At 65.0% G+C, this 20414-nt stretch carries 19 protein-coding genes, 1 tRNA gene and 1 riboswitch; of the genes, 6 read left to right on the forward strand and 14 right to left on the reverse strand.

The genetic code is table 11. From position 1 onward, the window contains the following. Positions 1 to 2: 2 nt before the first annotated feature. On the forward strand, positions 3 to 3203 hold the full coding sequence (locus AC56LK_RS18590; protein WP_497185969.1) for an efflux RND transporter permease subunit: 3201 nt from the start codon (positions 3 to 5) through the stop codon (positions 3201 to 3203). A gap of 222 nt (positions 3204 to 3425) precedes the next feature. Here AC56LK_RS18590 and AC56LK_RS18595 read toward each other — a convergent pair whose 3' ends face one another. From AC56LK_RS18595 to AC56LK_RS18610, 4 genes are all read right to left on the reverse strand, one after another. Next, entirely contained in the window at positions 3426 to 3821 is a 396-nt protein-coding gene (locus AC56LK_RS18595; protein ID WP_497185970.1) for a hypothetical protein, read from the reverse strand. Positions 3822 to 4018: 197 nt separating this feature from the next. Then, positions 4019 to 5032, reverse strand: a complete 1014-nt coding sequence (locus tag AC56LK_RS18600) for an NAD(P)H-hydrate dehydratase (protein ID WP_497185971.1) — start codon at positions 5030 to 5032, stop codon at positions 4019 to 4021. 6 nt (positions 5033 to 5038) lie between these two features. Continuing rightward, positions 5039 to 5809, reverse strand: a complete 771-nt coding sequence (locus tag AC56LK_RS18605; RefSeq protein ID WP_497185972.1) for a histidine phosphatase family protein — start codon at positions 5807 to 5809, stop codon at positions 5039 to 5041. A 110-nt stretch (positions 5810 to 5919) separates the two neighbouring features. Further along, the gene (locus tag AC56LK_RS18610; RefSeq protein ID WP_497185973.1) at positions 5920 to 7320 is read right to left on the reverse strand and encodes an L-cystine transporter; all 1401 of its coding nucleotides are present in this window, start codon (positions 7318 to 7320) and stop codon (positions 5920 to 5922) included. 246 nt (positions 7321 to 7566) lie between these two features. Between AC56LK_RS18610 and AC56LK_RS18615 the strand changes: the two genes are divergently transcribed. Then, positions 7567 to 9264, forward strand: a complete 1698-nt coding sequence (locus tag AC56LK_RS18615; RefSeq protein WP_497185974.1) for a methyl-accepting chemotaxis protein — start codon at positions 7567 to 7569, stop codon at positions 9262 to 9264. 39 nt (positions 9265 to 9303) lie between these two features. Here AC56LK_RS18615 and AC56LK_RS18620 read toward each other — a convergent pair whose 3' ends face one another. Next, complete coding sequence (locus AC56LK_RS18620) at positions 9304 to 9486, reverse strand: hypothetical protein (protein ID WP_497185975.1); 183 nt, start codon at positions 9484 to 9486, stop codon at positions 9304 to 9306. A 532-nt stretch (positions 9487 to 10018) separates the two neighbouring features. On the opposite strand from AC56LK_RS18620, the gene AC56LK_RS18625 reads away from it, so the two are divergent. From AC56LK_RS18625 to AC56LK_RS18640, 4 genes are all read left to right on the forward strand, one after another. Continuing rightward, a complete protein-coding gene (locus AC56LK_RS18625; protein ID WP_497185976.1) occupies positions 10019 to 10441 on the forward strand; it encodes a hypothetical protein in 423 nt (140 codons plus the stop codon). Between the two features lie 321 nt (positions 10442 to 10762). After that, on the forward strand, positions 10763 to 12013 hold the full coding sequence (locus AC56LK_RS18630; protein ID WP_497186000.1) for a CmpA/NrtA family ABC transporter substrate-binding protein: 1251 nt from the start codon (positions 10763 to 10765) through the stop codon (positions 12011 to 12013). 27 nt (positions 12014 to 12040) lie between these two features. After that, positions 12041 to 12931 (forward strand): nitrate ABC transporter permease, encoded by an 891-nt coding sequence (gene ntrB, locus AC56LK_RS18635; protein WP_497185977.1) that lies wholly within the window; start codon positions 12041 to 12043, stop codon positions 12929 to 12931. 13 nt (positions 12932 to 12944) lie between these two features. Further along, the gene (locus tag AC56LK_RS18640) at positions 12945 to 13757 is read left to right on the forward strand and encodes an ABC transporter ATP-binding protein (protein WP_497185978.1); all 813 of its coding nucleotides are present in this window, start codon (positions 12945 to 12947) and stop codon (positions 13755 to 13757) included. Between the two features lie 42 nt (positions 13758 to 13799). Here AC56LK_RS18640 and AC56LK_RS18645 read toward each other — a convergent pair. The 9 genes from AC56LK_RS18645 to AC56LK_RS18685 all read right to left on the reverse strand — a co-directional run bounded on the left by AC56LK_RS18645 (position 13800) and on the right by AC56LK_RS18685 (position 20142). Then, positions 13800 to 13875, reverse strand: a tRNA-Lys gene (locus AC56LK_RS18645). Positions 13876 to 13947: 72 nt separating this feature from the next. Further along, entirely contained in the window at positions 13948 to 14703 is a 756-nt protein-coding gene (ybgF, locus tag AC56LK_RS18650) for a tol-pal system protein YbgF (RefSeq protein ID WP_497185979.1), read from the reverse strand. A gap of 108 nt (positions 14704 to 14811) precedes the next feature. Continuing rightward, on the reverse strand, positions 14812 to 15333 hold the full coding sequence (gene pal / locus AC56LK_RS18655; protein ID WP_497185980.1) for a peptidoglycan-associated lipoprotein Pal: 522 nt from the start codon (positions 15331 to 15333) through the stop codon (positions 14812 to 14814). Between the two features lie 36 nt (positions 15334 to 15369). Beyond that, positions 15370 to 16635: a Tol-Pal system beta propeller repeat protein TolB gene (gene tolB / locus AC56LK_RS18660; protein WP_497185981.1), complete on the reverse strand. Its 1266-nt coding sequence runs from the start codon at positions 16633 to 16635 to the stop codon at positions 15370 to 15372. 19 nt (positions 16636 to 16654) lie between these two features. Continuing rightward, the gene (tolA, locus tag AC56LK_RS18665; protein WP_497185982.1) at positions 16655 to 17509 is read right to left on the reverse strand and encodes a cell envelope integrity protein TolA; all 855 of its coding nucleotides are present in this window, start codon (positions 17507 to 17509) and stop codon (positions 16655 to 16657) included. Between the two features lie 79 nt (positions 17510 to 17588). Continuing rightward, positions 17589 to 18023: a biopolymer transporter ExbD gene (locus AC56LK_RS18670; RefSeq protein ID WP_497185983.1), complete on the reverse strand. Its 435-nt coding sequence runs from the start codon at positions 18021 to 18023 to the stop codon at positions 17589 to 17591. A 13-nt stretch (positions 18024 to 18036) separates the two neighbouring features. Continuing rightward, positions 18037 to 18720: a protein TolQ gene (tolQ, locus tag AC56LK_RS18675; protein ID WP_436106841.1), complete on the reverse strand. Its 684-nt coding sequence runs from the start codon at positions 18718 to 18720 to the stop codon at positions 18037 to 18039. Positions 18721 to 18758: 38 nt separating this feature from the next. After that, positions 18759 to 19163 carry a tol-pal system-associated acyl-CoA thioesterase gene (ybgC, locus tag AC56LK_RS18680; protein ID WP_497185984.1) on the reverse strand — a complete coding sequence of 135 codons (405 nt, stop codon included), beginning with the start codon at positions 19161 to 19163 and terminating at the stop codon, positions 18759 to 18761. Positions 19164 to 19395: 232 nt separating this feature from the next. Continuing rightward, entirely contained in the window at positions 19396 to 20142 is a 747-nt protein-coding gene (locus tag AC56LK_RS18685) for an SDR family oxidoreductase (protein WP_497185985.1), read from the reverse strand. A 145-nt stretch (positions 20143 to 20287) separates the two neighbouring features. Next, a riboswitch (ZMP/ZTP riboswitch) is annotated at positions 20288 to 20404 on the forward strand. The last annotated feature ends 10 nt before the right edge of the window (positions 20405 to 20414 follow it).

Raw genomic sequence — 20414 nt, forward strand, 5'->3', positions numbered from 1 at the left:
CAATGTTCCTCTCTAATTTCAGTGTCAAGAAACCCGTCGCCACGGTCGTGCTGATCGTGGCGATGATGGCCATGGGCCTGCTGGCCCTGTCCAAGCTGAAGGTCAACCAGAACCCGGACGTCGAAGTGCCGATCATCGTGGTCGACATCCCGTATCCGGGCGCCTCGCCCGAGACCGCCGAGCGCGAGATCACCAACCGCATCGAGAAGCAGATGCTGGCGATCCAGGGCGTCACCGAAGTCAATTCCAACTCCTACGAAGGCGGCGCCTCGATCTGGATGGAATTCGACTTCGACCGCAACCTGATCGAAGCCTCGGACGACGTCCGCAACGCCATTGCCGCGGTGCGCTACAAGCTCCCGGTCGAGATGCGCGAGCCGATCCTGCGCCGCGTCGACCCGGCCTCCGAGCCGGTGATGTCGCTGGCCCTGTCCTCGAGCGCACAGAGCCACGCGGAAATCTCGCGCTACGCCGAAGACGTGCTGGCCGATAAATTCCGCGCCATCGACGGCGTCTCGACCGTGAACGTGAACGGCGCCCTGCGCCGCGAACTGTCGGTCCTGCTGCGCGCCGAAAAGATGCGTGAGTTCAACGTGTCGGCTTCGGACGTGACCAATGCCCTGCGTACCCAGAACACCAATGCACCGGTGGGCAAGCTGCGCAGCGAGCTGGACGAGAAGGGCATCCGCCTGGTCGGCCGCATCGAGCGTCCGGAAGATTTCTCGCAAGTCGTGGTCAAGCGCAACGGCGACCAGATCGTGCGCCTGAACCAGGTGGCCGAGATCAAGGACGGCTACGCCGACGTCAACAGCCTGTCGATCCGCAGCGGCAAACCGAACGTGGGCATCCAGATTTCGCGTTCGCGCGACGCCTCGACCGTGTCGCTGGCCAAGAAGGTGCACCAGGTCGTCGAAGAGACCCAGAAGGAACTGCCGCAGGGCACCAAGCTGGAAGTCGTGCGCGACGGCGGCGAAGACGCCCAGATGAGCCTGAACAACGTGATCGAATCCCTGGTGCTGGGCGCGATCCTGACCATCTTCGTCGTCTACGTCTTCCTGAACTCCTGGCGTTCGACCCTGATCACCGCGCTGTCGCTGCCGACCTCGGTCCTGGCCGCCTTCATCGCGGTCTGGCTGTGCGGCTTCACCCTGAACTTCATGACCCTGCTCGGCCTGTCGCTGGCGATCGGCGTGCTGATCGACGATGCGATCGTCGTGCGTGAAAACATCGTGCGCCACATGGAACTGGGTTCCGACCGCCGCACCGCGGCCCTCGAAGGCACTGCCGAGATCGGCATGGCCGTGGCCGCGACCACCTTCTCGATCATGGCCGTGTTCATCCCGGTCGCCTTCATGCCGGGCATGTCCGGACAATGGTTCGGTCCGTTCGCCCTGACCGTGACCTGCTCGGTGATCGTGTCGCTGTTCATCTCCTTCACCCTCGACCCGATGCTGTCGGCCTACTGGGGCGACCCGGTCGACCACCACAAGATCCAGAAGAAGGGCATCGGCAAGATGCTGGACCGCTTCAACGTCTGGTTCGACCACCAGGCCGACCGCTACAGCCGCGTGATCGCCTGGGCGCTGCACCACCGCAAGTGGATGGCCGCCATCGCCGTCGCCAGCTTCGTCGGCGCGATCGTCCTGCAGGGCAAGTTCGGCGGTTCGAGCTTCCTGCCGAAATCCGACCAGGGCACCCTGATGGTGGAAATCCGCGTGCCGGCCTCGTCGAGCGTGGAATATGCGCGCCGCAAGGTCGAGGCGGCGGCCGAGCTGGCCCGTGCGATTCCTGAAGTCAAGGACACCAACAGCAATGCGAATACCGGCGGCGGCCGTATCTACGTCGACATCGGCAAGCGCAGCGAGCGCAAGCGCAGCGGTGCGGATATCGCGACCGAACTGCGCGAGAAGGTCGGCCGCCTGGTCGGCGCCGAATACGTCGTCATCGACGACCTGAACGGCGGCGGCAAGCCGGTCCAGATCCAGTTCACCGGCCCGGATTCGCGCAAGCTGATGGAACTGACCACCGCCTACATGGAGAAGCTGCGCCAGGTCCCGGGCGCCGTCGACGTCACCCTGTCGGAGCAGGATCCGAAGAACGAGCTGCAGATCGTGCTCGACCGCGGCCTGGCCAACGCCATGGGCATCTCGATCAACGACGCCGCCCAGTCGCTGCGCGTGGCCTTCGCCGGCATCGAGGTGGGCGACTGGGTCGATCCGAGCAGCGAGACCCGCGACGTCGCCGTGCGCCTGCATCCGGACGACCGCGTCAACACCGACAGCATCGAGCGCCTGCCGATCGCGGTGCAGGGCACCGGCATGATGGTGCCGCTGGAGCAGATTGCCAGCATCACCATGGGCAAGGGCCCGGCCGCGATTCGCCACAAGAACGGCGAGCGCATGATCACCGTCTCGGCCAACGCCCAGGGCCGTTCGCCGGGTGAAGTGACCGCCGACGCCATGAAGCTGGCCAAGAGCTTCGACTTCCCGCCGGGCTATGGCCTGCAGCTGGGCGGCGCCGGCCAGGACCAGCAGGAAGTGTTCACCGCGATGGGCATCTCGCTGATCTCGGGTATCGGCCTGATGTACCTGATCCTGGTGATGCAGTTCGGCTCCTTCACCGCACCGATCGGCGTGATGCTGTCGCTGCCGCTGTCGCTGATCGGCGTGGTGCTGGCCCTGCTGATGACCAACAACACCCTCAACCTGATGAGCCTGATCGGCGTCATCATGCTGATGGGCCTGGTGGCGAAGAACGCGATCCTGCTGCTGGACGCTGCCCGCGCCCTGGAGAAGGAGGGGATGGACCGTGAAGACGCGCTGATGCAGGCCGGCCGCAAGCGCCTGCGTCCGATCCTGATGACCACCTTCGCGCTGATCGCCGGCATGCTGCCGGTGGCGCTGGCCCTGGGTGACGCCGGCCAGTTCTACCAGCCGCTGGCCATCGCGATCATCGGCGGTACCATCACCTCGACCTTCCTGACCCTGCTGGTGGTGCCGACCTTCTACGACAGCATCGAGATCGCCCGCGACCGCATGTTTGCGAAGTTCAATCGCCGTGCCGGCCGCTACAACCCGGCGCTGGCCTTCCTGGTGACCTTCGTCGAGGCGATCCTGGCACTGACCTTCGTGCGCCTGATCTTCCGCAGCATCGTGCGCGCCGGCCGCTTCGTGACCGGACGCAGGGCGGTGCAGCCGGCATAAGCAGGCAGCAGCGAGCATCTGCAAGAGCCAGCCTTCGGGCTGGCTTTTTTAATGCGGGAAAGAAGAAGGAGAGGCTGAGAAGCTAGCGCAAAAAACGACAAAGCCAGCCCTGCCGGGCTGGCGATCGCCGATACAACAAGGGCAGGAAACCAGGCTTCCGGCAGGACCGGAAGTCCCGGAGCCCGCAGCGCGGACTCCGTTCCTTGCCTGGCGGATGGCCGATCAGCGGCCGCTGGTCGGCGGGGTGGTGCCGGTGCCGGTGGTGCCGGTGGTGCCCGAGGTGCCCGAGGTGGCGCCGGTGCCGGTCGGCGGGGTCGTGTCGGTACCGGTCGGCGGCGGCGTCGTTGCCGGATCGGTGCTGGTGCCGGTCGGCGGCGTGGTCATCGTCGGATCGGTGGTGGTGCCGGTGGCGCCGGTGGTGCCGGTGCCGGTTGCACCGGTGCCGGTGTCACCCGTGGTGCCGGTGGCGCCCGAGGTGGTGCTCGGCGCGGTGGCCGAGGTGTCCGGCGTGGTGGTCGTGGTGTCGGTCGCCGGCTCGTTCTTGCGGCAGGCGCCCAGCAGGGAGGCCAACACGGCAGCAGTCAGCAGGATTTTTGGTGCTTGAGTCAGTGCTTTCATTGTTTAAACTCCTCGTTCACGTCTATCTTGTGCCGCAGTGCCCAGGTGAGGCCTTGGGCCGGCTGCGGCGCCAGGTCAGGTCCTCCGAGGGTTCGGAAACCCAGCAGTGGAACCATCAGGGAACCGACGCAACACGCGGCCCCGGTCAGTGCACGAATCCGATCGTCGGATCGCATCCTGTCGTACTCGATTCCGCGCTAAGTTGCGGAATGCTGGAGTTCAAGCGTACTGCCCGCCCCCCAGCCCACCGGCGGCTGCCGGGTGGTCTGATTGTCGCCGGCATCATTGCCTGCGATCTGTTCCAACAGCGCGGGTATTTCCTGCGATATCTCCCGCGCCAGATAACCGAGTGTGCCCATGCGCTCGGCGAGGCGTTCGCCGGCCCGCGCATGCAGCGCCACGCCCCAGCAGGCGGCCTGGTCCAGCGGCGCACCGCGGGCGGCCAGGCCGGCGATGATCCCCGCCAGCACGTCGCCGGATCCGGAGATGGCCAGGCCCACGTTGCCGCCTTCATGCTGGTACAACGTTCCATCCGCGCTGGCGATGACAGTGCGCGCGCCTTTTAATGCGACGACCGCATTCCAGGCGCGCGCCGCGTCCAGCGCGCGCGGGTCGGGCAGGGCGTTGATGTCTTCCTTGGCGATGCCGGTCAGGTGCGCCATCTCGCCCGCATGGGGCGTGAGGATCACGGGACGCCCGAAGCGCCAGGGCATGCCTTGCGGCCAATCGGCGGGTGGATGCAGCATTGCGCCCATCGCGCAGGCATCGAGCACGACGCTGGTGCCGGCCGCCTCCAGGCCCGGCAGCAGCGCATGCACCAGCGCGGCGGTGGCCGGCTCGTCGCGCATGCCCGGCCCGACCAGCACCGCGTCGATGCGCTCGGCGAGCGGGTCGAGCGCGGCGACGGCCTCGATGCTGAAGCCATTGCTCGCGTGTTCGCGCAGGCCGATGACGCGCGCCTCGGGCATGGCCAGCGCCACCAGCTGGGCCACGCTCTGTCCGGTGGCGATGGTGAGCTTGCCCGCGCCCGCGCGCAGCGCGGCGGTGGCGGCCAGGATGACGGCGCCCGGCATCTCGCAGGAGCCGCCGACGACGAGCACGTGGCCGCGGATTTCCTTGTCGCCTTCGACGGCGGGCATCGGCACCGGCCAGCTGCGCAGCAGGGCTGTGTCGACGTCATGCACGGCAGTGGCGCGAGTCAGGGTAGTCATGGGGAATCAGGCCTTCGGTGCGGCAGGCAGGTCCTTGCTGGCGGTGACGGGGGTGCCGGTCGCTTCGAGCGGCGCGACGAAGTTAACCAGGCGCAGGGCCAGGTGCCCGCCCTTGCCGAGCCCGGGATCGTATTCGTAGGACGTGACCGAGCAGTTGGGCACGTCGCCGGCGCGGTCGAAATCGAGGATGGTCTTTTCGTCGAGACGCTCGAACAGGTAGCGGAAGCAATTCACCGTAACCTGGTGCGCGACGATCAGCACGCGCTCGCGGCAGAACTCGCGGTTCAGGGTGTCGACCACACTGCGCAGGCGCAGGATGACGTCGCACCAGCTCTCGCCGCCGGGCGGGCGGAAATAGAATTTGCCGACGTGCTGGCGTTGTTCGTACAGCTCCGGATGGTGGTGGGCGATGCCGTAGGTGGTGAGGCGGTCGAGGATGCCGAACTCTTTCTCGCGCAGGCGCTCGTCGGATTCGACGACCAGCTGGCTGCGGCGCGTCGGATCCAGGCGCTGCACCAGGATGTTGGCGGTCTCGGCGGCGCGCACATAGGGCGAATGCAGCACCACGGTCGGTTGCTGCTCGGGCGGCAGGGAGGCGAACCAGGAACCGAGGGCCTGGGACTGGCGCTCGCCCAGCTCGGACAGGGGCACGTCGACGTCGCGATGGGCGATGTCGATGCGGTGGCCGGCGGCAGCTTCCGCGAGGTCACGCGCGACGTTGCCGGCGCTTTGTCCATGCCTGACCAGCCAGACTTCCTGTGGCCACTTTTGTTCCATCACCAGCCCGTCTTCGATATTGACATGACGGCATCATAGACGGATTCTACGGGCGGAAAGCGCACGATTGCAGGCTTTCCGGACAGGCTCGCCGCAGCGTCGGAACCCTCTTACACGGCTTGCGATTCGCTATCTAAATTGATTTCCGCGTCGCTATGAAACACGCGCAAATCAGTCTGTCCGAGCAGGCGGCTGGTGACCGTGCCGGCCGTGATCGAGCCGCTGACGTTGAGCGCGGTGCGGCCCATGTCGATCAATGGTTCCACTGAAATCAGCAGGCCCGCCAGCGCCACCGGCAAGTCCATCGCCGACAGCACGATCAGTGCGGCAAAGGTGGCGCCGCCGCCGACGCCGGCCACGCCGATCGAACCGAAGGCGACGATGGCCAGCAGCGGCAGCAGGAAGGACGCGGCGAACGGGTCGATGCCGACGGTCGGCGCGATCATCACCGCCAGCATGGCCGGGTAGATGCCGGCGCAGCCGTTCTGGCCGATGGTGGCGCCGAAGGAGGCGGCGAAGTTGGCAATGCCTTCCGGGGTGCCCAGGCGCGCGGTCTGGGTCGCCACGCTCATCGGGATGCTGCCGGCGCTGGTGCGCGAGCTGAAGGCGAAGGCGAGCACCGGGAAGATCTTGGCGACGAAGCGCAGCGGGTTCAGGCCGCTGCCCGCGACCAGCAGCAGGTGCACCAGGAACATCAGGGCCAGCGCGCAATAGGAGGCGGCGACGAAGCTGGCCAGGCTGAGGATGTCCTGCAGGCTCGAGCCGGCCACCATCTTGGCCATCAGGGCGAACACGCCGAAGGGCGTCAGGCGCAGCACCAGGGTGACCATGCGCATCACGATCACGTGGGCCACGTGCACGAAGTCGCTGAAGGACTGGAACACCTCGGGTTTCTTGCCGGCGATGCCGGTGGCCGAGATGCCGATGAAGATCGAGAACACCACCACCGCGATGGTCGAGGTCTTGCGCGCGCCGGTCATGTCCAGGAACGGATTGGCCGGGATGAAGGACAGCAGCATGCTCGGCAGCGAAATCTCTTTCGCGGCGGCCAGGTTGCCCTGCAGATATTCACCGCGCGCCACTTCGGCGGTGGAGGCCGTCAGTCCGACCGCGCTCAGGCCGAACAGCTTGGCCATCAGGATGCCGATGGCGGCCGCCACGATCGTGGTGGCGATCAGGATGCCGATCGTCAGCGTGCTGATGGTGCCGAGCGAGGCCGCATTGCGCAGCTTGAGGATGGCCTGCACGATCGAGACCATGATCAGGGGAATCACGATCATCTGGAGCAGCTTCACGTAGCCGCTGCCGACCACGTCCAGCCAGGCATTGGTGCCGCCGACCTCGGGCGACCCGGCGCCGTAGAAGGCCTGCATGGCCGCCCCCAGCACGACACCCAGGCCCAGGCCGGTGAACACGCGCTTGGTGAAGGAGACGTGGTTCGCCTGCAGGCGGTAGAGCAGGACGCACACGGCCAGGGCGAGCGTCAGGTTGATCAGGACAGGAAAGTTCATCGGAGTCTGTGCAAGGCAGCTAATGCGCTGTGGAAATCAATCGCAGCATTCTATAGGCAAACCGGCATTAACGCCGAGGCGGTCAGTATTGTCGGGCCGATCACGAACGATAGCGGGTTGCCAAGACTTTGTGGTTCCGTTGCGACGTCCACCTATGAAAGATGCCTTTGGTCCAGCTGTAATGCGTACTGGGTAGTAATCTATTGCTGTATTTCAATGCACAGGCCACCCCTTTCCGAGCCCATCATGTTCAAACATCTCACCATCAAGACCCGACTCATTTTCGTCATCGCCTTCCTGGCCGCCGAACTGGTGGCGGGCGCCGTCATCGGCATCTATAACCTGAGCCTCGCCAATGCCGACATGAAGAGCATGCATGATGACCGTGCCGTTCCCTTGGGCCAGCTTGGCCGCGTCATGCAATTGATAACCACCAACCAGTTGCTCCTTGCGAAGGCCAGCCAGATGATCGACGATACGCAGCGCCGTGCGCTGATGTCCCAAGTAGAGGCAAATATTGCGACCGTATCGAGCACCTGGAAGGCTTACGAACAGACCAAGCTGACCGAGGAGGAGGCGGCGCTGGTGGCGAAGTTCGTCGAGGCGCGCAAGGCATTCCTGGCCCAGGGCCTGCTGCCCGCGATCGAGTCCGTGCGCAGCGGCGACACGGCGCAGGCGGCAGCTCAGGTGGCGGGGCCGATGACCCGCCTGTTCCAGCCGGTCGACGCGTATGGCAGCCAGCTGATCGAGCTGCAGCAGCGCGTGGCGAAGGCCGACTACGAGCGCTCGCAACGGACCTATGAGACCGTGCGCCTGGTCTGCCTGGCCGGTCTGGCATTCGGCCTCCTGATGGCCGCCGTGGTGGGCTGGATGCTGGTGCGCGCGATCGTGCGCCCGCTCGAGCAGGCCGTCGAGATCGCCGGTGCCGTCGCCGCGGGCGACCTGACCCGCAAGATCGAGGTGAACTCGCAGGACGAGACCGGCCGCCTGTTGATGGCGCTGCGGGACATGAATACGTCGCTGGTGCAGATCGTCACCCGCGTGCGCGGCGGCACCGACACCATTGCCACCGCCACCGGCCAGATTGCCGCCGGCAACCTCGACCTGTCCGCGCGTACCGAGCAGCAGGCCGGCTCGCTGGAAGAGACCGCATCGTCGATGGAAGAACTGACCTCGACCGTCAAGCAGAACGCCGACAATGCGCGCCAGGCCAATGCGCTGGCGGCGTCGGCCCAGCAAGTGGCGGGCAAGGGCGGCGCCGTGGTCGAGCAGGTGGTGGCCACGATGGGGGCGATCAACCACTCGGCGACCCGCATCGTCGACATCATCTCGGTCATCGACGGCATCGCCTTCCAGACCAATATCCTCGCCCTGAACGCGGCCGTGGAAGCGGCGCGCGCGGGCGAGCAGGGCCGCGGCTTCGCCGTGGTCGCGGGCGAAGTGCGCAACCTCGCCCAGCGCAGCGCGGCGGCAGCCAAGGAGATCAAGGCGCTGATCGACGATTCGGTCGAGAAAGTGCAACACGGTTCGATGCTGGTCGACCAGGCCGGTGCGACCATGGCGGACATCGTGCAGAGCGTCGGCCGCGTGACCGACATCATGGCCGAGATCACGGCCGCGAGCCAGGAGCAGACCGCAGGTATCGAACAGATCAATGACGCCGTGGCGCAGATGGACGAGGTGACGCAGCAGAACGCGGCACTGGTCGAGCAGGCCTCGGCCGCGGCGCAGTCGCTGCAGCAGGAAGCGGCGGAGCTGGCGCAGGCGGTCGGGATTTTCCGGCTCGATGCGCAGGCGGCACCTGCAGCGGCCGCTACGGCGCGTCCGGCGAAGGCAGCGGGCGCGATAACGATGAAGCCGCCGAAGGCGGCCGCCCGGGCGCCGGCCCGCAAGGAGGCCGCGACGCGCAAGGCGGAAGCGACCGAGGGCTGGGAAGAGTTCTGACGGCAAGGCCGCGGGCCTGGCGGCCCGCGGCCTTCGTTCTTATTCGAGGGCGATGACGATTGCCGCCAGGCCGAGGCACAGGCTGACGGCGACGCCGACCCGCTGGCGCAGGCGGCGGCTGTTCGACACGATGCTCTTTGCGAAAGTGCGCTTCGGCGCGTTCGGATTGCTGCGGTCGACGGTGCCCGGATGGATGCGTGGATGCGAATGCTCGGTGTTCATGCTGGCTTCCTTATTACCGCCTCCACCGGAGGCTGGCGTTCAATGGGTGGTGTTCAATGCGTGGCGCCCCCGGATGGCGCGACGATGCTGGCGAACGGCCGGCGGAGCCGGGCGGCAGGCGACGCCCTATGCACGCGAACTTGCCGCACTGGATGTTATTTATTCTACATGCAGGCTTAACGATGACAAGGGCGTACACGATTGCTTACAATCTCAAGAAATTTCCGTAAAACAACAATATCCCGCCGCCGCTCGGTAAAGTCAAGCGGATGCAGGGGGGCGTAGGGGGAAACCAACACTTACGCTGAACGGAAGACCGGGGCAGCTGGGCGGCCAGGAATACAATTCGATACAAAAAACTCTCGGTACATGTTGTTTTTGTATCATTTCGGCCAGGTCTGACTTTGCGGCGATCGAGACCGTTTCGTGATGTCCGTCAAAGACGCCTTGCAGGTGGCGGACCCCGCCCTAGACTGGAATGAGCCGCGCTGGCGTCGCCAGCGCGCCAGTCCCGTGCCCTGAAGGAGTCATCATGCGCCGCCTCGCCCTACTGAGTGCCATTCCCCTGTTTCTTCTGGCCGCCGACGCGGTGGCCCAGTCACACAGCTATCCCGCCACGAGCAGCTCGTCGATCTCGAGTGTGGAGGTGACCGCCCCGGCCCGCACCGCCAGGGTCTACCAGGAACACCTCGATGCCGTGCGCGGCGCCTATGCCATGTCGAATGGCTGGCGCATGAAGGTCGGCACGACTGCCAACGGCATCAGTGCGCAGATCGACCGGCAGCCGGTCATTCGCCTGGTGGCGGTGTCGCCGGACCGCTTCGTATCGCGCGACGGCAATGTGACCATGGATTTCAACCGCGGCCAGGACCGCGATGAGATGCAGATGAGCTATGTACCCAATGACCGCCTGGCACAGGTCGTCGTCGTGAGCGCCACCCTCGCGCAGCGCTGACGGTTCCGCGCCGCCCCATGCGGCGGCACACTTTCCTCCCAAAATGATGCGCCGCACAATCGCTGTGCGGCGCATCTGCCATTAGACGGTGCACCGGCCTCCCGGCCGGCCGCCGCTTCCCTCTGCAGACCTCCCTGGCACGGCGCTTGCATATTGACATTGGCGCAACGGAGCGCAACGTGACCTGCCAGCGCCGGCAGAGCCACCCGGACAACGACGTCTACCCGAACATGAGCAGCTCATGTGGGGTACGCGTCGCTTTTTTTTGCCTGAACATAAAGGACCGCGATGAAATACCAGAGACTCGAAGCGAAGAGCACCATGCCGCAAGCTGCCGACGGGGTGAATGTCACGCGCAGGAATTTCATGCAGGGTGCAGGCGTGGCGGCGGGGGCGGGCTTGTTGGGCCTGGCGACGGGTAGCGCCTGGGCCGCCGGTTCGGACAAGCCGGAAAAGGAAGAAATCAGGATCGGCTTCATTCCGCTGACCGATTGCGCGTCGGTCGTGATGGCCTCGGTGCTGGGCCTCGACAAGAAATACGGCGTCAAGTTCGTGTTGAGCAAGGAGGCTTCCTGGGCCGGCGTGCGCGACAAGCTGGCCAATGGGGAGCTGGACGCCGCCCACGTGCTCTACGGCCTGCTGTACGGCGTGCAGATGGGGATCGGCGGCCAGAAGAAGGACATGGCGGTGCTGATGGGCCTGAACAACAACGGCCAGGCCATCACGCTCTCGAAACAGCTGTCCGACAAGGGGGCGGTCGACGGTGCATCGCTGGCGAAGCTGATGCGCACCGAGCAACGAGAGTACACCTTCGCCCAGACCTTCCCGACCGGCACCCATGCGATGTGGCTGTATTACTGGCTGGCGGCCAACGGCATCAATCCGATGAAGGATGCCAAGGTCATCACCGTGCCGCCGCCGCAGATGGTGGCCAACATGCGGGTCGGGAACATGGACGGCTTCTGCGTGGGCGAGCCCTGGGGCCACCGCGCCATCATGGACAAGGTCGGCATCACGGCCGCCACCACCCAGGACATCTGGCGCGACCACCCGGAGAAGGTGCTGGGTAGCACGCTCGAGTTCGCCAGGAAGCATCCGAACACCTGCCGCGCCATGATGGCCGCCATCCTCGAAGCCGGCAAATGGATCGATTCCTCGCTGGCCAACAAGAACAGGATGGCCGAAGTCATCGCCAGCAAGTCCTACGTCAACACCAGCAAGGATGCCATCGACCAGCGCATCATGGGCCGCTACCAGAACGGACTGGGCAAGACCTGGGACGACCCCAACCACATGAAGTTCTACAACGATGGTGCGGTCAATTTCCCCTACCTGTCGGACGGCATGTGGTTCATGACCCAGCACCGCCGCTGGGGCCTGCTGAAGGACGACCCGGACTACCTGGCCGTGGCATCGAGCGTCAACCAGGTCGCGCTGTACAAGGAAGCCGCCACCATGACCGGGACGCCGATTCCGAAAAGCCCGCTGCGCAGTTCGAGACTCATGGACGGCGCCGTCTGGGACGGCAGGAACCCGAAGGCCTACGCGGCCTCGTTCAAGATCAAGGTCTGAATCCCATCGTTTGAAAAAGGAGCTGCCATGAGCGCCATCCTGAGATCCCTCCCCAAGCCGGCGGTTGCCGCGCCGACGGCATCCGCACGTTCGCTGCCGGCACGCAAGCCGGCCGCCGCAGCCGCCCGCGGCGCGCAGCCCTTCGCCAGGATCGTGAAACTGGTCCTGCCGCCAGTGCTGGGCATTGCCCTGGTGGTGCTGGCCTGGCAGATCATCGCCAGCCGCAATACGGCCTTCCCGACGCCGCAGGCGACCCTGCAGGAAGCGATCGTCCTGTTCGCCGACCCGTTCTACCGCAACAGTCCGAACGACCAGGGCATCGGCTGGAACGTGCTGGCGTCGCTGAAGCGGGTGGCGCTGGGCTTCGGCCTGGCCGCGCTGGTCGGCATCCCGCTGGGCTTCATGATCGGCCGGGTGGCCTTTGTGGGCCGCATGTTCGCGCCCATCATCAGCCTGCTCAAGCCGGTGTCGCCGCTGGCCTGGCTGCCGATCGGCCTGCTGGTGTTCAAGTCGGCCGACCCGGCCGCGATCTGGTCGATCTTCATCTGCTCGATCTGGCCGATGGTCATCAATACCGCGGTCGGCGTGCAGCGCGTGCCGCAGGACTACATGAACGTGGCGCGGGTGCTGAACCTGACCGAATGGAAGGTCTTGACCAAGATCCTGCTGCCCTCGGCACTGCCTTACATCCTCACCGGGGTGCGCCTGGCGATCGGCACGGCCTGGCTGGTCATCGTGGCGGCCGAAATGCTCACCGGTGGGGTCGGCATCGGCTTCTGGGTGTGGGACGAGTGGAACAACCTGAACGTCTCGCACATCATCATCGCGATCGTCATCATCGGCGTGGTCGGCCTGCTGCTGGAGCAGGCGCTGGTGGCCCTGGCCCGTGCGCTGACCCACGAACAAACGGCCAACTGAAGGAGGAACGAGCATGAACCATCCGAATCCGAAGTTCATCGACATCAGCGGCGTGGAGATGGCCTTCCACACCAAGAAGGGCGTGTTCCAGGCGCTGCAGGGCATCGACCTGGCCGTGCGCAAGGGCGAGTTCATCACCCTGATCGGCCACTCGGGCTGCGGCAAGTCGACCCTGCTCAACCTGATCGCCGGCCTCCTGAAGCCGACCGAGGGCGTGCTGCTGTGCGCCAACCGCGAGATTGCCGGGCCCTCGCCGGAGCGGGCCGTGGTGTTCCAGAACCACTCGCTGCTGCCCTGGCTGACCTGCTACGAGAACATCCATCTGGGAGTGGAACGGGTTTTCGGCGGGCTTGAATCGCGCGCCCAGCTGCGCCAGCGTACCCAGGATGCACTGGCCCTGGTGGGGCTCGCCAGTGCCGAAGGCAAGCGCCCGCATGAGATCTCGGGCGGCATGAAGCAGCGCGTCGGCATCGCCCGCGCGCTGGCGATGGAGCCGAAGGTGCTGTTGATGGACGAACCCTTCGGCGCCCTCGATGCCCTGACCCGTGCCCACCTGCAGGACGAGTTGCTCAAGATCGTCGCGGCCACCAAATCGACCGTGGTGATGGTCACGCATGACGTGGACGAGGCGGTGCTGCTGTCGGACCGGATCGTCATGCTGACCAACGGGCCGGCCGCGACCATCGGCGAGATCGTCGAGGTCGAGCTGGAGCGGCCGCGCGACCGGGTGGCGCTGGCCCAGGATGCACGCTATACCGAGCATCGCAGGGCGGTGCTGGAGTTCCTGTACCGGAAGCAGGCGCATCCGGCGGCGCAGGCGGCCTGAAAACAAAAACGCCAACCCGAAGGTTGGCGTTTTCTTGAAACTTGGTAGGCCGTGCGGGATTCGAACCTGCGACCAACGGATTAAAAGTCCGCTGCTCTACCAGCTGAGCTAACGACCCGAAAGAAGCGAGATTATAGGCTGGGCCGCGTTCGCTGTCAAATGCTTCACGACACCATGGCGCAGCTCAAGTTCATTTCAGCGAGGCCAGGCGATCCTTGGCGGTCTTGGCCGCGCTCGACTCGGGATACTTCGACACCAGCTGCTGCAGCGCCTTCTTGGCGTTCTTGCTGTCCTTCAGCAGGGCATAGCTGCTGCCGATGTTCAGCATCGCATCCGGCACCTTGGGGCTGCTGGCGTAGGTCGTGGTCAGCACTTCCTGGGCGGCGATGGCCTTCTTGTAGTCGCCCAGCGCGAACCAGGCGTTGCCGAGCCAATACTGCGCGTTGGCGGCATAGGCCGAATCCGGGTAGCGGCGCACGAAGTCCTGCAGGGCGGCGCTGGCGCCCTTGTAGTCGCCGGTCTGGAACAGGGCGGTGGCGCTGTCGTAGGCGCTCTTCTCGGACGGCAGCACCTGGGCGACCTGGCCGTCCACGGTTTCCTGCTGCGGCTCGATCTTCTTGATGCGGGCGTCGAGGTCGGCGTACAGCTGCTTCTGGCTTTCCTGGGCGCGGGCGATCTGGTTGGCCAGTACTTCGATCTGGCCGCGCAGGCGCGAGATTTCCTGCATGGTCTGCTCGTGCTGGTTCAGCATGTCGAGCTGGACGGTCTTGTCCGACTTGGCCTCGATCTGGGCCTTCAGCTCGCGGGCAACGGCGTCGACCTTGGCGCGCAGCTCGAGGATGGCCTTGCGCGCTTCGTCGTCGTCGAGCAGGCCGGCGGAGGCCTGCAGCGGCATCCAGGCTGCCAGGATCAGGCAGGCAAGACGGGACGGGGACAGTTTCATCATAGTGTTTTCCGGTTGCAGAGTAAAAACGGGGCGGATGCAGTCTGCACTGCTGTCCGCCCCGCTGTCAATCAGCCGAGTCTTAAAACTGTCAGCTTGATTGCTGGAAGATTACTGGTAAACGATGTCCGCGCGGCGGTTTTCAGCCCATGCAGCTTCGTCGCTACCGGTGGCCTTCGGCTTTTCTTCGCCCAGCGAGACGGCTTCCATCTGGTTGTCCGACACGCCCAGCGAGGACATCGCACGGCGGACGGCTTCGGCACGCTTCTGGCCCAGGGCCAGGTTGTACTCGGTGCCGCCGCGTTCGTCGGTATTGCCCTGGATCAGGACCTTGCGGCCGGTGTTCTTGGTCAGGTAGCCCGAGTGGTTGGCGACGACCGGCTTGCCGTCTTCGCGCACGACGAAGCTGTCGTAGTCGAAGTAGACGCTGCGATTGGCGAGCTCGCCTTTCGGATCGTTCAGCGGATCGACGCTGCCGGTTTCGACCGGACGGATTTCGCGTGCCGGCTCAGCCGGTGCCGCGGTCGGGGTCGGGGTCTTTTCGACGACCGGGGTCTCTTGCAGTTTGGTCGACGAGCAAGCGGTCAGCAGGACGGCCGAAGCGATGAGGGCTACTTTCTGGAAGTTGCGCATGGTTTTTCTCCTTGTCTATTAAAGATTTACTGCTATTTACTTCATGAAGGGACCCCAGCTGGGCTCCCGAATGTTTCCCGCATTGGTGGTCAAGCGCTGCTTCACCCGTCCATCCACCGAGACCACGGCGAGCGAGACACGCCCGCCGCCTTTGGTCGCATACATGATGTACTTGCCGTTAGGCGAAAAACTCGGTTCGGTGGCCCCTTCGGCCAGGCGCAGCTCCTGGCCGCTGGCCAGGTCCATCGCGTAGAGAGAAAAACCGCCGCCACGCTGGGAAATCCAGGCCAGTGTCTTGCCGTCCGAAGACACGCGCGGGCTGATGTTGTAATTGCCGTTGAAGGTCACACGGGTCGGATTGCCGCCGGCGACGCTCATCTTGTAGACCTGCGGACCGCCGCTGCGGTCGCTGGTGAAGTAAATGGTCTGGCCGTCGGCCGAGAACTGTGGCTCGGTATCGATCGACGGGCTGTTGGTCAGGCGGCGGTGGCCGGTGCCGTCCGAGTTCACGGTGTAGATTTCGGTATTGCCGTCCTTCGACAGGGCCACGGCCAGGGTGCGGCCGTCCGGCGACCAGGCGGGCGCCGAATTGTTGCCCTTCAGGTTGGAGATCACGTTGCGGCGGCCGGTCATCAGGTCTTGCAGGTAGACCACCGGCTTGCGGTCTTCCATCGAGACGTAGGCGACCTTGGTGCCGTCCGGCGCCCAGGCCGGCGAGATGATCGGTTCGCGGCCGCGCGCGGCCACGACTTCGTTCTCGCCGTCGGCGTCGGCCACGGCCAGGGTGTAGTTGCGGCCGGCGCGGTCTTCCTTGACGTAGGCGATGCGGGTCGAGAAGATGCCGCGCACGCCGGTCAGCTTTTCGTAGACGTCGTCGGCGATGCGGTGGGCCTGCAGGCGGATGTACTTCGGCTGCACTTCGCCGCCCAGCTGCGAGATCTGCCCGCCCTTGACGGTGTCGTGCAGCTCGTAGCGCACCGCGAAGCGGCCGTCCGGACCGCGCGACACGCTGCCGACCACCAGGGCGTCGGCGCCGCTGGCGCGGAAGGCGGCCAGGTCGACGCTGGCGCTGTCGCTGATCGTCTGGCCGGCGTCGATGACCTTGAATACGCCGCTGCGCTCGAGGTCGGCGCGGATGATGTCGGACACGTCGGCCGGGGCCAGGCCTTCGTCGGCGAAGGCGGCGACCGCGACCGGGATCTGGTTGCTGCCGACACCGGCGATCTCGACCTTGATCTGGGCTTGCGTCGCCGTCCCCATCAGCAGGGTGGCGCTAAACAGCAGGTAATGGAGTTTTTTCATAGTCTGTCTTCAGTAGCGATCAGTCGTAGTCTTTCATCGAGAAGTTGACGTCGAGCGTGCGCTCCACCGTGCCGTCTTTCTTCTTCGGGAGCGGGGATGCCTTTTTGATACCATTTTCCACTGCTCTGTCAAACTCAGGCACACCGCTGCTTTTCACCAGGCGCACCGACATGATTTCTCCGGTCGGCAATTGCTCGACCTTGAAAATGGCCTTCGGATTGCCCGGCATCGTGGTGCTGCCGCCATAGGCGGTATTGCTCTTGATCGCGGCGGTGATCGCGGCCACGTAGCCGCTGTCGGCCTTCGGCGCGGTCGATTTCTCGGCGGTGCCCGTGGTGCCCATGGCGCCTGCCATGCGCTTCAGGTCTTCCTGGCGGTACTTCTCGAGCTTGGCAGCTTCGGCCTTCTCGGCTTTTTCCTTGGCCGCCTTCTCAGCGGCCAGTTTGTCAGCCTTTTTCTTATCAGCTTCCTTCTTGGCGGCCAAGTCCTTCGCTTTTTGTTCGTCGTCTTTCTTCTTTTTCTCGGCGAGGTCCTTCAAGCGCGCTTCTTCCTTCTTGCGCTCGCGTTCCTTCTGCTCGGCCAGTGCTTTTTCCTTGCGCTCTTTCTCGCGCTGCAAATTGATATCCGGCGGCGTCGGCGCAGGGCGTTCCACGGGCGGCGGTTCTACCGGACGCGGCGGCGGAGCGGGCTCGGGTTCGGGTTCCGGCTCGGGGGCGGGCGGGGGAGGGAGGGTCGGCGCGGCGGCGCTCTGGACCGACATGTCCCAGACTTCGGCCTCGACCGCAACGGGTTCGTTGCTCTGCCAGCTGATGCCGAACCACAGGAAGCCGATCAGGACGGCGTGCACGGCCACTGCCAGCAGGAAGGCTGGCATGCGGCTCGGTTCTGGCGGCACCTGGTAGGGCGCGCCGGCGGTAGCAGGCTGAGGGGCGGGCTTCAATGCGGCTGACATATCACTTGGTGGCAAGTCCCACCCGGTTGATACCCATCTTCTTCGCTTCCGAAATCAGCTGGATCACGTCATCGTATTTGCTGTCGCGGTCGCCTTCGATCAAGACCGGGTAGTCCGGATTTTCCTCGTGCAGGGCGCGCAGGCGTTCGAGCAGGGCGGTGCGGTCGGCCACTTCTTCCGACGCCATCTTCTGCTTGCCGCCGACGCCGATCGACAGCTTGCTGTCCGGCTGGACCGAGATCCGGATATAGGTGTCCGGCGGCAGCGCCGACTTTTCGGCGCTCGGCAGGTTGACGACGCTCGGCGCCTCGTTCGCCGGCACCGCCATGAAGATGATGAGCAGCACCAGCATCACGTCGATGTAGGGCACGACGTTGATCTCGGATTTGAACTTGCGTTTGCGTCCGCCGCGCAGGCTGCTGCTGGAAAAGGCCATCCTGTCCTCCGTCTCAGCGCGCCTGGCGCTGCAGGATGTTCGAGAATTCTTCGACGAAGCTCTCGAAGCGGATCGCCAGGCGGTCGATGTCGTGGGTGAAGCGGTTGTACGCCACCACCGCCGGGATCGCTGCGAACAGGCCGATCGCGGTGGCGATCAGGGCTTCTGCGATGCCGGGCGCGACCACTGCCAGCGTCGCCTGCTGCACGCTGGCCAGGCCGCGGAAGGAATTCATGATGCCCCACACGGTGCCGAGCAGGCCGATGTAGGGCGAGACCGAACCGACCGAGGCCAGGAAGTTCAGGTGGATGTCGAGGGCGTCGAGTTCGCGCTGGAAGGCGGCGCGCATGGCGCGGCGCGAGCCGTCCAGCACCGGACCCATGTCGGCGACGTCGCGCGCGGCCTGCTTGCCCTTGATGAATTCGCCCATGCCGGATTCGAAGATGCGCGCCAGCGGACCGCTCTGGTCGCGCTGGGCGCTGGCGCTCTGGTGCAGGGTGTGCAGGTTGCCGCCGGCCCAGAAGCTGCGCTCGAACTGCTCGGTCTGGCTGCGTGCTGCGCGCAGGGCGAAGACCTTGCGGAAAATATAGGTCCAGCTCACGATCGACAGGATCAGCAACAGGGCCATGATCAACTGCACCAGCGGGTGGGCGTTGAAGATCAGGGCGGTCAACGAAAGGTCTGGGGTCTCGGTCATCGGTAAGGCTTCTGTTGTCGGATTATTCAGGCGCTCGTTTACGCGGCGCGCATTTTATCAGCAGCATGGTCTGGAAGCGAACGTGGCCGCATGGTGGCGATGTCGACACAGCCGACCTTGACGCTGGCACTGGTCAGCAGCAGCTCGCCTTTCCAGGCCTGCTGGGCGAACTGGACCGATGCGCGGCCGAGCTTTTCGACCGTGGTGCGGATGGTCAGCACGTCGTCCAGGCGAGCCGGCGCATGGTAGTCCAGGGAGGCACTCTTGACGACGAAAGCGGTGCCGTCCGCGTCCAGCAATTCCTGCTGGCCGACGCCGGCCGCACGCAGCCACTCGGTGCGCGCACGTTCGAAGAATTTCAGGTAATTGGCGTAAAACACGATGCCACCGGCGTCGGTATCTTCGTAATAGACCCTGACTGTCCAGTCAAAAGCTGAAGGCATTTCCCCTGCCATTAATTTTAAATAGGAAACATTTTACGCGATTTTGCCCTCCCTATGTACGCTTGCGAACATAGGACAGGGAAAAGGTCGGGCCTGCCTTTCGCTAAAGGCAGCTACGGTGCGCAGTAGTAGACGTGAAACATAGCCGAAAGGCCAATTACTGTAACACTTTCTCACAATTGCAGAGCGCGCGATTCGGGTGGTACATCCGGGGCGGTAAATACAGTGGAAATCAGCTGCGCTTGATCGTGAACGGCGAGAAGCCCTGGCAGGTCGGCATCAGCTCGATGCTGTTGACGTTGACGTGCGCCGGCAGGGTCGCGATCCAGTATGCCGTGTTCGCGATGTCCTCCGCCGTGAGCGGCTGCGTGCCTTCATACACCTTGGCCGCCGCCGCGTCGTCGCCCTTGAAGCGCACGTTCGAGAACTCGGTGCCGCCGCACAGGCCCGGCGCCAGGTTGGTCGCGCGCACCCCGGTGCCGACCAGGTCGGCGCGCAGGTTCAGGGTGAACTGCTCGACGAAGGCCTTGGTCGCGCCATACACGTTGCCGCCCGGGTAAGGGTAATGGCCCGCCACCGAACCCAGGTTGATCACCAGGCCGTTGCCGCGTGCCACCATCGCCGGCAGCAAGACGCGGGTCATGGTCACCAGGCCCTGGCAGTTGGTGGCGATCATGGTGTCCCAGTCTTCCAGCGGCACTTCGTGGGCCGGCTTGGTGTTCAGCGCCAGGCCGGCATTGTTGATGAGCACGTCGATGTCGCGCCAGCCTTCCGGCAGGCCGGCCAGGGCAGCCTCGATCGAGGCCCGGCTGGTGACGTCCAGCGTGACCGGCAGGGCGGCGTCGCCCAGCTCGCGCGCCAGTTCGGCGAGGCGCTCGGTGCGGCGCGCGGCCAGGATGGCGCGGTGGCCGTTGCGGACGAAAACGCGCGCCATCGCGGCGCCGAAGCCGGCCGAAGCGCCGGTGATGAAGACGATCATGGTGAGTCCTGAGGGCGGTGGATCTGAAAATTGTAGCCGAAATGGCCACAAGTCTGCTGGCGCCGGTTTGCCAGGCTGCGAGCTTGTTAAGAAGACAGCTGTTTCCTTGCCCTAAGGGGCCCGGATCACATACAATCATTTCATTTACGTCTCACGTAACTGGCGAAACGCCGTGCGCCCAAGACATTGTAGGGCACTGGCAAAAGGTGGGCACCCACCGGGGAACGTGAGATGTCACCCGCCGTTCGCCTGGGCAGCCACCGACTGGTACG

It is taken from the genome of Telluria sp. ZB4P36 (assembly GCF_059685865.1).

Coding starts and splice junctions, on each gene's coding strand:
- AC56LK_RS18685 (WP_497185985.1), bottom strand. CDS start 20,142: ATGATCGTCTTCATCACCGGCGCTTCGGCCGGCTTCGGCGCCGCGATG.
- AC56LK_RS18595 (WP_497185970.1), bottom strand. CDS start 3,821: ATGAAAGCACTGACTCAAGCACCAAAAATCCTGCTGACTGCTGCCGTG.
- AC56LK_RS18625 (WP_497185976.1), top strand. CDS start 10,019: ATGCGCCGCCTCGCCCTACTGAGTGCCATTCCCCTGTTTCTTCTGGCC.
- ybgF (WP_497185979.1), bottom strand. CDS start 14,703: ATGATGAAACTGTCCCCGTCCCGTCTTGCCTGCCTGATCCTGGCAGCC.
- AC56LK_RS18600 (WP_497185971.1), bottom strand. CDS start 5,032: ATGACTACCCTGACTCGCGCCACTGCCGTGCATGACGTCGACACAGCC.
- AC56LK_RS18605 (WP_497185972.1), bottom strand. CDS start 5,809: ATGGAACAAAAGTGGCCACAGGAAGTCTGGCTGGTCAGGCATGGACAA.
- tolQ (WP_436106841.1), bottom strand. CDS start 18,720: ATGACCGAGACCCCAGACCTTTCGTTGACCGCCCTGATCTTCAACGCC.
- AC56LK_RS18615 (WP_497185974.1), top strand. CDS start 7,567: ATGTTCAAACATCTCACCATCAAGACCCGACTCATTTTCGTCATCGCC.
- AC56LK_RS18630 (WP_497186000.1), top strand. CDS start 10,763: ATGCCGCAAGCTGCCGACGGGGTGAATGTCACGCGCAGGAATTTCATG.
- AC56LK_RS18670 (WP_497185983.1), bottom strand. CDS start 18,023: ATGGCCTTTTCCAGCAGCAGCCTGCGCGGCGGACGCAAACGCAAGTTC.
- pal (WP_497185980.1), bottom strand. CDS start 15,333: ATGCGCAACTTCCAGAAAGTAGCCCTCATCGCTTCGGCCGTCCTGCTG.
- tolA (WP_497185982.1), bottom strand. CDS start 17,509: ATGCCAGCCTTCCTGCTGGCAGTGGCCGTGCACGCCGTCCTGATCGGC.
- AC56LK_RS18640 (WP_497185978.1), top strand. CDS start 12,945: ATGAACCATCCGAATCCGAAGTTCATCGACATCAGCGGCGTGGAGATG.
- ybgC (WP_497185984.1), bottom strand. CDS start 19,163: ATGCCTTCAGCTTTTGACTGGACAGTCAGGGTCTATTACGAAGATACC.
- ntrB (WP_497185977.1), top strand. CDS start 12,041: ATGAGCGCCATCCTGAGATCCCTCCCCAAGCCGGCGGTTGCCGCGCCG.
- tolB (WP_497185981.1), bottom strand. CDS start 16,635: ATGAAAAAACTCCATTACCTGCTGTTTAGCGCCACCCTGCTGATGGGG.
- AC56LK_RS18610 (WP_497185973.1), bottom strand. CDS start 7,320: ATGAACTTTCCTGTCCTGATCAACCTGACGCTCGCCCTGGCCGTGTGC.
- AC56LK_RS18590 (WP_497185969.1), top strand. CDS start 3: ATGTTCCTCTCTAATTTCAGTGTCAAGAAACCCGTCGCCACGGTCGTG.
- AC56LK_RS18620 (WP_497185975.1), bottom strand. CDS start 9,486: ATGAACACCGAGCATTCGCATCCACGCATCCATCCGGGCACCGTCGAC.